We start from the raw sequence: 13086 nt of genomic DNA, 5'->3' as shown, positions 1-13086 counted from the left end.
TTTCTTGTTTCCCTTTTAGCCGACTGCCCGATCAGAGCCCGGTGGAGACGTCGATGGACTGGCCGTCAGCGAGCGTGACGATAGCCTTCTTGACATCTCCCTGCCGGCCGGAAAAGCCGCGGAAACGCTTGATCTTGCCCTTGCGGACGAGCGTGTTCACAGCCGTGACCTTGACGCCGAAGAGGGCTTCCACCGCAGCCTTGATCTCAGGCTTGGAAGCGCGCTTGGCGACGTTGAAGACGATCTGGTTGTTTTCGGATACCAGCGTCGACTTTTCGGTGATCGCCGGCGAGACGATCACATCGTAGTGGCGAAGATCCGTCATTTGAACCGCTCCTCGAGGGCTTCTACAGCAGCCTTGGAGAGCACGAGCTTGCCGCGGCGCAGGATGTCGTAAACATTGATGCCCTGGATCGGCAGAACATCCACGTTCGGGATGTTGCGCGCCGCGAGCTTGAAGTTGCCGTCAAGCTCTGCGCCGCCGATGAAGAGCGCGTTGGTGAGGCCGAGCGAGGCGAACGCGCCGGCCAGAGCCTTGGTCTTTGCTTCCTTGGCGACGAGGTCGTCGACGATGATGACTTCGTCAGCCTTGATCTTGGCCGAGAGGGCATGGCGCAGGCCGAGGGCGCGGACCTGCTTGGGCAGGTCGTGAGCGTGGCTGCGGGAAACCGGGCCGTGCGCCTTGGCACCGCCGCGGAACTGCGGAGCGCGCGCCGAATGGTGACGGGCGCGGCCCGTACCCTTCTGCTTGTACATCTTGGCGCCGGTGCGGGAAACCTCACCGCGGGTCAGCGACTGATGCGTGCCCTGCTGCTTCTTGGCGAGCTGCCAGCGGACGACGCGGGCAATGATGTCTTCGCGCGGCTCGAGGCCGAAGATCGCGTCGGAGAGGGAGACCTTGCCGGCGTCCTTCCCCTCGAGGGTCGTGACTTTGAGATCCATGATCAGGCTCCCTTACTTGGCTGCGGCGCGCACGGCGGCCGGACGCGGCGCGTCGGACGGGGTGCCGGACTTGACGGCGTCGCGGACGACGATCCAGGAACCCTTGGAACCCGGGACGGCGCCCTTGACGAGGATGAGACCGCGCTCTTCGTCGGTGGAGACGACTTCGAGGTTCTGGGTGGTTACGCGCGTCTGGCCCATGTGGCCGGCCATGCGCTTGCCCTTCCAGACCTTGCCCGGGTCCTGGTTGTTACCCGTCGAACCGTGCGAGCGGTGCGATACGGAAACGCCGTGCGTTGCACGAAGGCCGCCGAAGTTGTGGCGCTTCATGGCACCGGCAAAACCCTTACCGATCGTGGTGCCGGTAACGTCGACGAGCTGGCCTGCGACGAAATGGGCGGCGGTCAGTTCCGCGCCGATGTCGATGAGGTTGTCTTCCGAAACGCGGAACTCGACGAGCTTCGCCTTCGGCTCGACGCTTGCGGCGGCGAACTGGCCGCGCAGCGCCTTTGCCGTGTTCTTCACCTTGGAGGTGCCGGCGCCGAGCTGGACGGCGGTGTAGCCGTTCTTCTCCTGCGTACGCTGGGCAACGACCTGGACGTTGTCCAGTCGCAATACTGTTACGGGGATGTGCTCACCTGCGTCGTTGTAGACGCGAGTCATCCCTACTTTCTGTGCAATCACACCTGAACGCATGGTTCAATCCTCTTAGAAGTCCTGGCGGGCCGCGTGGCGTCCCGTCATGCCTCTTGGTTTAAGGATTCCACTCGGGCTCGAAGGCCGTCGGGTTTCCCGTTTTCAGAAGACGTCGGCCTAATGCCACGTACCTTCCTTGTTATTTCGGCTTACGCCGGACTTAGAGTTTGATCTCTACGTCTACACCGGCCGCAAGGTCGAGCTTCATGAGGGCATCGACGGTCTGCGGGGTCGGATCTACGATGTCGAGCAGGCGCTTGTGGGTGCGCATCTCGAACTGTTCACGGCTCTTCTTGTCGACGTGGGGCGAGCGGTTGACCGTGAACTTCTCAATACGGGTCGGGAGCGGAACGGGGCCGCGGACGCTTGCGCCGGTACGCTTTGCCGTCGACACGATTTCGCGCGTGGAGGCGTCAAGGATCCGGTGGTCAAACGCCTTGAGGCGGATGCGGATGTTCTGGCCGTTCATACGACTTGTCCTTAGTTCGTTATCCGCGCGATTCTCCTGGGAATACGCGCTTTTTGATTCTGGCGGTTCCCATATCGGAACGCACACGAAAACACAATTGCCGAAAGGCCAGTCCGCTTGATTTTCAAAGACCGGAGGGCAGGATCGGATCCTGCCCTTCCTATTTCAGCGGCCTTGGGCCTTGCGCCTTACTCGACGATGGAGGCGACGATGCCTGCGCCGACGGTGCGGCCGCCTTCGCGGATGGCGAAGCGCAGCTTCTCTTCCATCGCGATCGGAACGATCAGCTCCACGTCCACCGTCACGTTGTCGCCCGGCATCACCATCTCCGTGCCTTCCGGAAGCGTCACGATCCCCGTCACGTCCGTCGTGCGGAAGTAGAACTGCGGACGGTAGTTCGTGAAGAACGGCGTGTGACGGCCGCCCTCTTCCTTCGTCAGGATGTAGGCTTCCGCCTTGAACTTCTTGTGCGGCTTGACCGAACCCGGCTTGCACAGGATCTGCCCGCGCTCAACGCCGTCACGGTTCACCCCGCGCAGCAGCGCGCCGATGTTGTCGCCCGCCTGGCCCTGGTCCAGAAGCTTGCGGAACATCTCAACGCCCGTGCAGGTCGTCTTCGTCGTCGGGCGGATGCCGACGATCTCGATTTCCTCACCGACCTTGACGACGCCGCGCTCGACGCGGCCCGTCACGACCGTGCCGCGGCCCGAGATCGAGAACACGTCCTCGATCGGCATCAGGAACGGCTGGTCGATCGGACGCTCCGGCGTCGGGATGTACGCATCGACCTGCGCCATCAGCTCGCGGATCGCGTCCTCGCCGATCTTCTTGTCCGAATCCTCCAGAGCCGCCAGGGCCGAGCCCTTGACGATCGGAATGTCGTCGCCCGGGAAGTCGTAGGACGACAGAAGCTCGCGCACTTCAAGCTCCACCAGCTCGAGAAGCTCGGCGTCGTCAACCTGGTCGACCTTGTTCAGGAACACCACGATCGCCGGAACGCCGACCTGGCGGGCAAGCAGGATGTGCTCGCGCGTCTGCGGCATCGGGCCGTCGGCGGCCGAAACGACCAGGATCGCGCCGTCCATCTGCGCAGCGCCCGTGATCATGTTCTTCACGTAGTCGGCGTGGCCGGGGCAGTCGACATGCGCATAGTGGCGGTTCGCCGTCTCGTACTCCACGTGCGCCGTCGAGATCGTGATCCCGCGCGCCTTCTCCTCAGGCGCTGCGTCGATCTGGTCGTACGCCTTGAACTCCCCGAAATACTTCGTGATCGCCGCAGTCAGCGACGTCTTGCCATGGTCAACGTGACCGATCGTGCCGATATTCACGTGAGGCTTCGTGCGCTCAAACTTACCTTTTGCCATTTCCGGCTCTCCGTTCCTGATCCCTCGAAGGGAAATTCATTCAAACTCTCTGGGGGATACCCCGGTCACTTCTGACCGGAGTACTTTGCCTGGATTTCCTGCGCGACGTTCGACGGAACCGGCGCGTAATGGTCGAAGACCATCGAGTACTGGGCGCGGCCCTGCGACATGGAGCGCAGGTTGTCCACGTACTTGAACATGTTGGCCAGCGGCACGTTGGCGGAGATCACGACGGCGACGCCGCGCGATTCCTGGCCCTGGATCTGGCCACGGCGGGAGTTGAGGTCGCCGATGACGTCGCCGACATAGTCTTCCGGCGTCACGACCTCGACCTTCATCATCGGCTCCAGCAGCTGTGCGCCGGCCTTCTTGGCGGCTTCACGGAAGCAGGCACGCGATGCGATTTCGAAGGCGAGGACCGAGGAGTCCACGTCGTGGAAGGCGCCGTCGATGAGCGTCGCCTTGACGCCGAGCATCGGGAAGCCTGCGAGCGGGCCCGAGGACAGGACGCTTTCGATACCCTTCTGGACGCCCGGGATGTATTCCTTCGGAACGGCACCGCCGACGATCTTGGATTCGAAGACGAAATCCTCGCCGTCCGGGTTCGGTTCGAAGACGAGCTTGACGCGGGCGAACTGGCCGGTACCACCGGTCTGCTTCTTGTGCGTGTAGTCTTCCTCGGTCCTGCGGGTGATCGTCTCGCGGTAGGCGACCTGCGGGGCGCCGACATTGGCTTCGACCTTGAACTCGCGACGCATGCGGTCGACGATGATGTCGAGGTGAAGTTCACCCATGCCCGCGATGATCGTCTGGCCGGATTCCTCGTCGGTCTTGACGCGGAAGGACGGGTCTTCGGCAGCCAGGCGGTTGAGCGCGAGGCCCATCTTCTCCTGGTCGTTCTTCGTCTTCGGCTCGATGGCGATCTGGATGACCGGCTCGGGGAACTCCATGCGCTCGAGGATGACCGGCTTCAGCGGGTCGCAGAGCGTGTCGCCCGTGGTCGTGTCCTTGAGGCCGGCGAGAGCGACGATGTCGCCTGCGAAGGCTTCCTCGATGTCCTCACGGGAGTTGGAGTGCATCTGCAGCATGCGGCCGACGCGCTCGCGCTTGTCCTTGACCGTGTTCATGACCGACGTGCCCTTCTCGAGCTTGCCGGAATAGATGCGGGCGAAGGTGAGCGAACCGACGAAGGGGTCGTTCATGATCTTGAAGGCGAGCATGGACAGCGGCTCGCTGTCGTCGGCGTGACGCTCGATCTCGGCTTCCGTCTTGACGTCGATGCCCTTGATCGCCGGGATGTCCGCCGGGGACGGCAGGTAGTCGACGACGGCGTCGAGCAGCGGCTGCACGCCCTTGTTCTTGAAGGCGGTGCCGCAGAACATCGGGAAGAACTTCACGTCGATCGTGCCGCGGCGCACGAGCGCGCGGATCTGGTCGTTGTCCGGATAGTTGCCTTCGAGATAGGCTTCCATCGCAGCCTCGTCGATCTCGACGACGGTCTCGATGAGCTTCTCGCGATATTCCTCGGCCTTGTCCTTGAGGTCGGCCGGGATCTCGACGACGTCCCACTGGGCGCCGAGCGATTCGTCGCGCCAGACGAGGGCGTTCATCTCGATCAGGTCGACAACGCCCTTGAAGTCGCTTTCGGCGCCGATCGGCAGCTGCATGACGACCGGGGTCGCGCCGAGACGGGTCTTGATCATCTCGACGGAGCGGTAGAAGTCCGCGCCGGTCTTGTCCATCTTGTTGCAGAAGATCATGCGCGGAACGTTGTACTTGTCGGCCTGGCGCCAGACGGTTTCCGTCTGCGGCTCGACACCGGCATTCGCGTCGAGCAGCGCGATGGCGCCGTCGAGAACGCGCAGGCTGCGCTCGACTTCGATGGTGAAGTCGACGTGGCCGGGGGTGTCGATGATGTTGAAGCGGCGCGTCTTGCCGTCACGGCCCTTCCAGAAGGTCGTGGTGGCGGCGGACGTGATGGTGATGCCGCGCTCCTGCTCCTGCTCCATCCAGTCCATCGTGGCGGCGCCGTCATGGACTTCGCCGATCTTGTGGGACTTGCCGGTGTAGTAGAGGATACGCTCGGTCGTGGTGGTCTTGCCGGCGTCGATGTGCGCCATGATACCGAAATTTCGGTAGTCTTCGATTTTGTATTCGCGAGCCATCTGGGACTCCTTTCGAGACGTCTAGTTTCGGTTACCAGCGGTAGTGCGAGAAGGCGCGGTTGGCGTCGGCCATCTTGTGCGTGTCTTCGCGCTTCTTGACGGCGCTGCCGCGATTGTTCGCCGCGTCCATGAGTTCGCCGGAAAGGCGCTCGACCATGGTCGTTTCGTTACGCTTGCGGGCAGCTGCGATCAGCCAGCGGATGGCCAGAGCCTGACGGCGCTCCGGACGGACGTCGACCGGAACCTGGTAGGTCGCACCGCCGACGCGACGCGAACGCACTTCGACGTGCGGCGCCACGTTGTCGAGAGCCGAATGGAACACCGAGAGCGGGTCCTGCTTGGACTTGCCCTGAACCGCATCGAAGGCGCCGTAAACGATCGTTTCGGCGACGGACTTCTTGCCGTCCAGCATGATGGCGTTCATGAACTTGGTGACCACGAGGTCGCCGAACTTCGGGTCCGGATTGATCTCGCGCTTTTCTGCTCTATGGCGACGGGACATACTTTTCGTCTTTCTTCAAAGGTTCCGACCAGCGAAATGGCGCCGGTTACTGTATTATTTCGGACGCTTCGCGCCGTACTTGGAGCGGCGCTGCTTGCGGTTCTTGACGCCCTGGGTGTCGAGAACGCCGCGGATGATGTGGTAGCGCACGCCCGGAAGGTCCTTCACGCGGCCGCCACGGATCATGACGACGGAGTGTTCCTGCAGGTTGTGGCCTTCGCCCGGGATGTAGCCGATGACTTCGAAGCCATTGGTCAGGCGGATCTTGGCGACCTTACGCAGAGCCGAGTTCGGCTTCTTCGGGGTCGTCGTGTAGACGCGGGTGCAGACGCCGCGCTTCTGGGGGTTTTCCTGCAGGGCAGGAACCTTGTTGCGCTTTACCGACGCCTGGCGCGGCTTGCGGATCAACTGGTTTACGGTAGGCATAGAACCATCCCTTGCAAATCTAGTCCTGTTACCCTTGCGGGCGTTTTTGGAGCGGCGCGCCGCCCCAACATATTCGGTTGCCGCATTTGTACGACGCCAAGCGTTCCGCTTGCCTGCAAAATGCTCATGGCCACACGCTTCTTCATGCGCAATAAAAGGCCGATCCGCTTGCCGCGGATGACCTCTATAGGCAGAGGACGCGATATCACCGCGTCATGCGTGCAGCATTCATGTTCTCAACGTGCGTCGAGCCCTGTTTGAGGCGAACTCCAGAACGAGTCGTTCCGAACCAGCCAGCCTCACATAGGCTCTGATGGCGTGCGGTCTACTGACTAAAGGGCGAAAGGTCAAGGGGCGGCGCGAAAGAATCCGGTACGGGAATGGCCGACCTGCCTGAAAAGCAAGGCCTCCAGCGGTCTCCCCTGCCCGTGCGGGGCACTTTCGAGGCACACAGCCATCGCCGCAGAACATTAAGGAAGCATGAAGACGGAATCAACCGGACGCAGCGGATACGTCCACCGATTCCCCGGCCCGCGCCTTTTGGCGGCCTGCCGCGATTTTGCATTTGGGGCCGGCCGCCCTACCCTTTATAGAACGAGCATCACTCGATCCCGAAAGGAGCGCGCCATGGCGTCCAGCGCCGACAACGACAACTATACGCTCGACGAGCCGATGGTCTTCATCATCATCGGCAAGGCCTATGAGCGCGAGGGGGAAGAGGGCATCGACATCCACGTGATGCTGCGCGCGCCGGACGACGACAGCGCCGTGCGGGAAGCGCTGAACGCGCTTTCCGAAGAAGGTTTCCTCGAAGCGGACCTCGACCAGATCGGCACGCTGACCGGACCGCCGGAAGACGAGCCGCACGCCTCCGCCTATCAGGGCGCGCTCGAAGGGGAAGTGGCGATCATCCGCTTCGCGTGACGACCGCCACCTCGTTTCCTACTTGATCTCGCCGCTCGGCAGGGGCGTATCGTCCGTTTCTGCCGGCAGCACCGGATAGACGACCTCCGGCAGGCGGCCTTCCAGCGAGCCGAGGAAGGCGACGATCCGGTCGACATCCTCGTCCGACAGGTCCTCGCCGAGCTGCGAGGTGCCCATGATGGCGACGGCCTGCCTCAAGTTCCACACCTTGCCCGAATGGAAGTACGGCGCCGTCAGCGTGACGTTGCGCAGCGGCGCCGCGCGGAAGACGTAGGAATCGTCGGCGGTCGCCGTCACCGCGAAGCGGCCCTTGTCGTTCTCCGGCAGCACTTCCGCGCCCGGCTTCTCGATCAGGCCGAACGGATAGTAGCCGTTGCCGCCGACGTTGATGCCGCTGTGGCAGGAGGCGCAGCCCTTGTCGATGAACAGCGCAAGACCCTGCTGCTGCTCCGTCGACATGGCGTTGTCGTCGCCATTGAGGAAGGCGTCGAAGGCGGCCGGCGTGATCAGCGTCGCCTCGAAGGCCTCGATCGCCTTCGCCATGTTGTCGAAGGTCACGGGATCGGCCTCGCCGGGGAAGGCAGCCTTGAACCATTCGACATATTTCGGCATCGACTTCAGCGTGGCGACGACCTGGGTCGGCGTGTTGGCCATCTCGACGCCGGCCTGGATCGGGCCTTTCGCCTGCGCCTTCAGGTCCTCGGCCCGGCCGTCCCAGAACTGCGCCTCGTTGAACACGGCGTTGAGCGCGGTCGGCGAGTTGCGCGGTCCCTTCTGCCAGCCGTGGCCGATCGAGGTTTCCAGGTTGTCGTCGCCGCCCGTCGCCAGGTTGTGACAGGAGTTGCACGAGAAGACCCCCGAGGCCGAGAGCCGCGGATCGAAGAACAGCGCCTTGCCGAGCTCGATCTTCTCCTTCGTGATGGGGTTGTCGCTGACCGCCGGATAGGTCGAGGGTAACGGCTTGAAGATGTCGAGCGCCGTCGCACGCAGATCGGCCGGAACCGGATCGGCGGCGAAGGCCACAGTCGCAAGGACCGACGCGGCGACGGTCGCAAGCAGGAATTTCATGGCTGCCTCCATTCGTTGGGATACGAACGGACTTTAGAACCGCTCCAATCTGGTTGTTTGCGCCAGATCAAACGGCCCTGCCCCGGCCTTGCGCATAAGCAAAAAGCCGCCCGAAAATTTCGGGCGGCTTCTCAATCGTCAAGAGATATGCGGCGTTTATTCCGCTGCCGCGCCCTCGCCGCCGGCGAGATCCGCCAGCATGGGGGTTGCAACGCCCGCGCCGGTCGACTTGCGGCGCTCGTCGAGAATCATCTCGTCGCGGGCCGTCGCGATGCGGCGGATCTGGGTCATCGTGCCACCGGTGCCCGCCGGGATGAGGCGGCCGACGATGACGTTCTCCTTGAGGCCCTGCAGGCCGTCGGTCTTGCCGGCGATCGCGGCTTCCGTGAGAACCTTGGTGGTCTCCTGGAACGAAGCGGCCGAGATGAACGACGGGGTCTGCAGCGACGCCTTGGTGATGCCGAGGAGGACGGGCTCGCCGTAAGCCGGCTTCTTGCCTTCCTCGATCAGCGCGTCGTTGACGTCCTCCAGCTCGATGCGGTCGACGTTGTCGCCCACGATGTAGCTGGAATCGCCGGCATCGGTGATCTCGACCTTCTGCAGCATCTGGCGGACGATCACCTCGATGTGCTTGTCGTTGATCACGACGCCCTGGAGCCGGTAGACTTCCTGGATCTCGTTGACGAGGTAGGAAGCCAGCGCTTCCACGCCCTTGATCGCCAGGATGTCGTGCGGCGCGGGGTTGCCGTCGAGGATGTAGTCGCCCTTTTCGATGTAGTCGCCGTCCTGAAGGTGGAAGGGCTTGCCCTTCGGGATCAGGTACTCGACCGGCTCGACACCGTCTTCCGCCGGCTCGATCGTCACGCGACGCTTGTTCTTGTAGTCGCGGCCGAAGCGGACGGTGCCATCGATCTCGGCGATGATGGCGTGGTCCTTCGGACGACGGGCCTCGAACAGCTCGGCAACACGCGGCAGACCGCCGGTGATGTCCTTGGTCTTGGCGCTTTCCAGCGGCGAGCGGGCAAGAACGTCACCCTGGGAGACCTTCTGGCCCGGCTCGACGGAGAGGATCGCGTCGACCGAGAGCATGAAGCGGGCCTCGCCGCCGCGGGACAGCTTGGCGACGGCGCCGTTCTTGTCCTTGATGACGATCGCCGGCTTGAGGTCGGTCCCGCGCGGCGTCGAGCGCCAGTCGATGACCGAACGCTTGGTGATGCCGGTGGACTCGTCCGTCGATTCCAGAACCGAGATACCGTCGACGACGTCCTCGAAGTGAACGATGCCTTCCACTTCCGTCATCATCGGACGGGTGTAGGGGTCCCACTCGGCGAGGCGCTGGCCGCGCTTCACCTTGTCGCCGTCGTCCACGAAGATCTTCGAACCGTAGGCCACGCGCTGCGAGGAGCGTTCCACGCCGCGCTCGTCCAGGATCTGGATCGCCATGTTGCGGCCCATCGCGACGAGGTTGCCGTCGGAGTTGCGCAGCATGTTGCGGTTCTTGATCTGCACCGTGCCTTCATACGAGGCTTCCAGGAACGACTGGTCGACCACGGTCGCCGTGCCGCCCAGGTGGAAGGTACGCATGGTGAGCTGGGTGCCCGGCTCGCCGATCGACTGCGCGGCGATGACGCCGACAGCCTCGCCGATGTTGACCGGCGTGCCGCGTGCAAGGTCGCGGCCGTAGCAGACGCCGCAGACGCCCGTCTGGATCTCGCAGGTCAGCGCCGAGCGGATGCGGACGGACTGGATGCCGGCCTTCTCGATCTCGGCGACGTGCGCCTCCTCGATCATCTTGCCGCCGGAGACGATGAGCTCGCCCGTGACCGGATGCAGGATGTCGTCGAGGGCGGTGCGGCCGAGGATGCGCTGTCCGAGCGAGGCCACGACCTGGCCGGCATCGACGATCGCCGTCATCGTGAGGCCCTTGTCGGTGCCGCAATCGGTGTGCGTGACGATGCAGTCCTGCGCGACGTCGACGAGACGGCGGGTCAGGTAGCCGGAGTTCGCGGTCTTCAAGGCGGTGTCCGCCAGGCCCTTGCGGGCGCCGTGCGTCGAGTTGAAGTACTCGTTCACGGTCAGGCCTTCCTTGAAGTTCGAGATGATCGGCGTCTCGATGATCTCGCCCGAGGGCTTGGCCATGAGGCCGCGCATGCCGCCGAGCTGGCGCATCTGGTTCGGAGAACCGCGGGCGCCGGAGTGGCTCATCATGTAGATCGAGTTCATCGGCTTCTGGCGGCCGGTCTCGGGGTCGAATTCGACGGCCTTGATGCGCGCCATCATCTCTTCCGCGACCTTCTCGGTGGCCTTGCCCCAGGCGTCGACGACCTTGTTGTACTTCTCGCCCTGGGTGATCAGGCCGTCGTTGTACTGCTGCTCGTATTCCTTGACCAGGTTCTCGGTGTCACCGACGATCTTCGCCTTGGTGTCCGGAATGACCATGTCGTCCTTGCCGAAGGAGATGCCCGCCCTGCAGGCATGGGCGAAGCCGAGCTGCATGATGCGGTCGCAGAAGATGACCGTGTCCTTCTGGCCGCAGTGGCGGTAGACCGTGTCGATCATCTTGGAGATGTTCTTCTTGGTCATTTCCTGGTTGCAGATGTCGAACGGGATGTTGCCGTTCTTCGGCAGCAGCTCGCCGATGATCATGCGGCCGGGCGTCGTCTCGTAGATCTTGCTGTAGGGCTTGCCTTCGGCGTCGACCGACTTGTAGCGGCCCTTGATCTTCGAGTGCAGCGTGACGACCTTGTTCTCGAGCGCATGGTGCAGTTCGCCCATGTCGGAGAAGGCCATGCCCTCGCCCGGCTCGTTCTGGTTCATGATCGACAGGTAGTAGAGGCCGAGGACCATGTCCTGCGAGGGAACGATGATCGGTGCGCCGTTCGCCGGGTGCAGGATGTTGTTCGTCGACATCATGAGCACGCGCGCTTCAAGCTGGGCTTCCAGCGAGAGCGGGACGTGGACGGCCATCTGGTCGCCGTCGAAGTCGGCGTTGAAGGCCGTGCAGACGAGCGGGTGCAGCTGGATCGCCTTGCCTTCGACCAGGGTCGGTTCGAAGGCCTGGATGCCCAGGCGGTGCAGCGTCGGCGCACGGTTGAGGAGCACCGGATGCTCGCGGATGACCTCGTCGAGGATGTCCCAGACTTCCGGCTTTTCCTTCTCGACCAGCTTCTTGGCCTGTTTGACGGTCGAGGAGAAGCCCTTCGCGTCGAGGCGGGCGTAGATGAACGGCTTGAACAGCTCGAGCGCCATCTTCTTCGGCAGGCCGCACTGGTGCAGCTTGAGTTCCGGACCCGTCACGATGACCGAGCGGCCGGAATAGTCGACGCGCTTGCCGAGCAGGTTCTGGCGGAAGCGGCCCTGCTTGCCCTTGAGCATGTCGCTGAGCGACTTCAGCGGACGCTTGTTGGCGCCGGTGATGACGCGGCCGCGGCGGCCGTTGTCGAACAGGGCGTCAACCGATTCCTGAAGCATGCGCTTCTCGTTGCGGATGATGATGCCCGGCGCGCGCAGCTCGATCAGCCGCTTCAGACGGTTGTTGCGGTTGATGACGCGGCGGTAGAGATCGTTGAGGTCCGACGTCGCGAAACGGCCGCCGTCCAGCGGCACGAGCGGGCGCAGGTCCGGCGGGATCACCGGAACGACCTTCATGATCATCCATTCCGGACGGTTGCCGGATTCCATGAAGTTCTCGACGATCTTCAGCCGCTTCATCAGCTTCTTCTGCTTCAGATCCGACGTGGTGTCGGCGAGATCCGAACGCAGGTCGCCGGCGATCTTTTCGAGGTTCATCGAGGCGAGCATCTCATAGATGGCCTCGGCGCCGATCATCGCCGTGAACTGGTCCTCGCCGTACTCGTCGACGGCGATCATGTACTCTTCTTCGGTCAGAAGCTGGTTTTCCTTGAGCGCGGTCAGGCCCGGCTCGGTCACGATGTAGTTCTCGAAATAGAGAACCCGCTCGACATCCTTCAGCGTCATGTCGAGCAGCGTGGCGATGCGCGAGGGCAGCGACTTCAGGAACCAGATATGGGCGACGGGCGCAGCGAGCTCGATATGGCCCATGCGCTCGCGGCGAACGCGCGACAGCGTGACTTCGACGCCGCACTTCTCGCAGATGATGCCCTTGTACTTCATGCGCTTGTACTTGCCGCACAGGCACTCGTAGTCCTTGATCGGCCCGAAAATGCGCGCGCAGAACAGACCGTCACGTTCCGGCTTGAATGTGCGGTAGTTGATCGTTTCCGGCTTCTTGATCTCACCGTACGACCAGGAGAGAATCTTCTCAGGGGAAGCGATCGAGATCCGGATGGAATCGAACGTCTGCGCAGGCACCTGCGGATTGAAAAGATTCATGACCTCTTGGTTCATGCCTAATCTCCTTCGTGGGCCCTAAGCCCTCAGCTTAGCAAGCGATTGCGGCGATACCCGGGTGCCGAACCGCTGCTTCAAACAGATAATGCCGCTCTTCGGAGCGGCCGAATTTCCGCCCTCGCCCGCAAAGGCGAGGCGGAAACGGTGCGCGCCTTTTCC

Annotated in this window: 11 protein-coding genes; 1 reads left to right on the top strand and 10 read right to left on the bottom strand. The window is 63.1% G+C overall.

The features are described 5' to 3' along the window. Nucleotides 1-31 precede the first annotated feature (31 nt). From ACIIOY_RS18115 to rpsL, 8 genes are all read right to left on the bottom strand, one after another. Entirely contained in the window at nucleotides 32-325 is a 294-nt protein-coding gene (locus ACIIOY_RS18115) for a 50S ribosomal protein L23 (RefSeq protein ID WP_411036077.1), read from the bottom strand. Continuing rightward, a complete protein-coding gene (gene rplD, locus ACIIOY_RS18110) occupies nucleotides 322-942 on the bottom strand; it encodes a 50S ribosomal protein L4 (RefSeq protein WP_411036076.1) in 621 nt (206 codons plus the stop codon). Before rplD ends, ACIIOY_RS18115 begins: the two co-directional genes overlap by 4 nt. A 12-nt stretch (nucleotides 943-954) precedes the next feature. After that, on the bottom strand, nucleotides 955-1638 hold the full coding sequence (gene rplC, locus ACIIOY_RS18105) for a 50S ribosomal protein L3 (protein WP_411036075.1): 684 nt from the start codon (nucleotides 1636-1638) through the stop codon (nucleotides 955-957). Between the two features lie 160 nt (nucleotides 1639-1798). After that, a complete protein-coding gene (rpsJ, locus tag ACIIOY_RS18100) occupies nucleotides 1799-2107 on the bottom strand; it encodes a 30S ribosomal protein S10 (protein ID WP_003507767.1) in 309 nt (102 codons plus the stop codon). 188 nt (nucleotides 2108-2295) lie between these two features. After that, nucleotides 2296-3471: an elongation factor Tu gene (tuf, locus tag ACIIOY_RS18095; RefSeq protein ID WP_411036061.1), complete on the bottom strand. Its 1176-nt coding sequence runs from the start codon at nucleotides 3469-3471 to the stop codon at nucleotides 2296-2298. Between the two features lie 65 nt (nucleotides 3472-3536). Then, nucleotides 3537-5636, bottom strand: coding sequence for an elongation factor G (fusA, locus tag ACIIOY_RS18090; RefSeq protein ID WP_411036074.1), 2100 nt, complete (start codon nucleotides 5634-5636; stop codon nucleotides 3537-3539). 31 nt (nucleotides 5637-5667) lie between these two features. Beyond that, nucleotides 5668-6138 carry a 30S ribosomal protein S7 gene (rpsG, locus tag ACIIOY_RS18085; protein ID WP_411036073.1) on the bottom strand — a complete coding sequence of 157 codons (471 nt, stop codon included), beginning with the start codon at nucleotides 6136-6138 and terminating at the stop codon, nucleotides 5668-5670. A gap of 54 nt (nucleotides 6139-6192) precedes the next feature. After that, a complete protein-coding gene (rpsL, locus tag ACIIOY_RS18080; RefSeq protein ID WP_022719193.1) occupies nucleotides 6193-6564 on the bottom strand; it encodes a 30S ribosomal protein S12 in 372 nt (123 codons plus the stop codon). Between the two features lie 627 nt (nucleotides 6565-7191). On the opposite strand from rpsL, the gene ACIIOY_RS18075 reads away from it, so the two are divergent. Next, nucleotides 7192-7488, top strand: coding sequence for a transcriptional regulator (locus ACIIOY_RS18075; protein ID WP_411036072.1), 297 nt, complete (start codon nucleotides 7192-7194; stop codon nucleotides 7486-7488). Nucleotides 7489-7506: 18 nt separating this feature from the next. Here the strand turns inward: ACIIOY_RS18075 and ACIIOY_RS18070 are convergent, their stop codons facing one another. Both ACIIOY_RS18070 and rpoC read right to left on the bottom strand, forming a co-directional pair. After that, the gene (locus ACIIOY_RS18070; RefSeq protein WP_411036071.1) at nucleotides 7507-8556 is read right to left on the bottom strand and encodes a cytochrome-c peroxidase; all 1050 of its coding nucleotides are present in this window, start codon (nucleotides 8554-8556) and stop codon (nucleotides 7507-7509) included. 156 nt (nucleotides 8557-8712) lie between these two features. Then, nucleotides 8713-12924 (bottom strand): DNA-directed RNA polymerase subunit beta', encoded by a 4212-nt coding sequence (rpoC, locus tag ACIIOY_RS18065; RefSeq protein WP_411036070.1) that lies wholly within the window; start codon nucleotides 12922-12924, stop codon nucleotides 8713-8715. Between the last annotated feature and the right edge of the window lie 162 nt (nucleotides 12925-13086).

This window comes from Shinella agrisoli (assembly GCF_046557955.1).
In the GTDB taxonomy this organism is placed as follows: Bacteria; Pseudomonadota; Alphaproteobacteria; order Rhizobiales; family Rhizobiaceae; genus Shinella.
The sequence above is the reverse complement of the archived record's forward strand: the minus strand, read 5'-3'. Positions and strand labels throughout refer to the sequence as shown.

Excerpts from the sequence above, each read along its gene's own strand:
- ACIIOY_RS18115 (WP_411036077.1), bottom strand. The coding sequence starts at position 325 with ATGACGGATCTTCGCCACTACGATGTGATCGTCTCGCCGGCGATCACC.
- rplD (WP_411036076.1), bottom strand. The coding sequence starts at position 942 with ATGGATCTCAAAGTCACGACCCTCGAGGGGAAGGACGCCGGCAAGGTC.
- rplC (WP_411036075.1), bottom strand. The coding sequence starts at position 1,638 with ATGCGTTCAGGTGTGATTGCACAGAAAGTAGGGATGACTCGCGTCTAC.
- rpsJ (WP_003507767.1), bottom strand. The coding sequence starts at position 2,107 with ATGAACGGCCAGAACATCCGCATCCGCCTCAAGGCGTTTGACCACCGG.
- tuf (WP_411036061.1), bottom strand. The coding sequence starts at position 3,471 with ATGGCAAAAGGTAAGTTTGAGCGCACGAAGCCTCACGTGAATATCGGC.
- fusA (WP_411036074.1), bottom strand. The coding sequence starts at position 5,636 with ATGGCTCGCGAATACAAAATCGAAGACTACCGAAATTTCGGTATCATG.
- rpsG (WP_411036073.1), bottom strand. The coding sequence starts at position 6,138 with ATGTCCCGTCGCCATAGAGCAGAAAAGCGCGAGATCAATCCGGACCCG.
- rpsL (WP_022719193.1), bottom strand. The coding sequence starts at position 6,564 with ATGCCTACCGTAAACCAGTTGATCCGCAAGCCGCGCCAGGCGTCGGTA.
- ACIIOY_RS18075 (WP_411036072.1), top strand. The coding sequence starts at position 7,192 with ATGGCGTCCAGCGCCGACAACGACAACTATACGCTCGACGAGCCGATG.
- ACIIOY_RS18070 (WP_411036071.1), bottom strand. The coding sequence starts at position 8,556 with ATGAAATTCCTGCTTGCGACCGTCGCCGCGTCGGTCCTTGCGACTGTG.
- rpoC (WP_411036070.1), bottom strand. The coding sequence starts at position 12,924 with ATGAACCAAGAGGTCATGAATCTTTTCAATCCGCAGGTGCCTGCGCAG.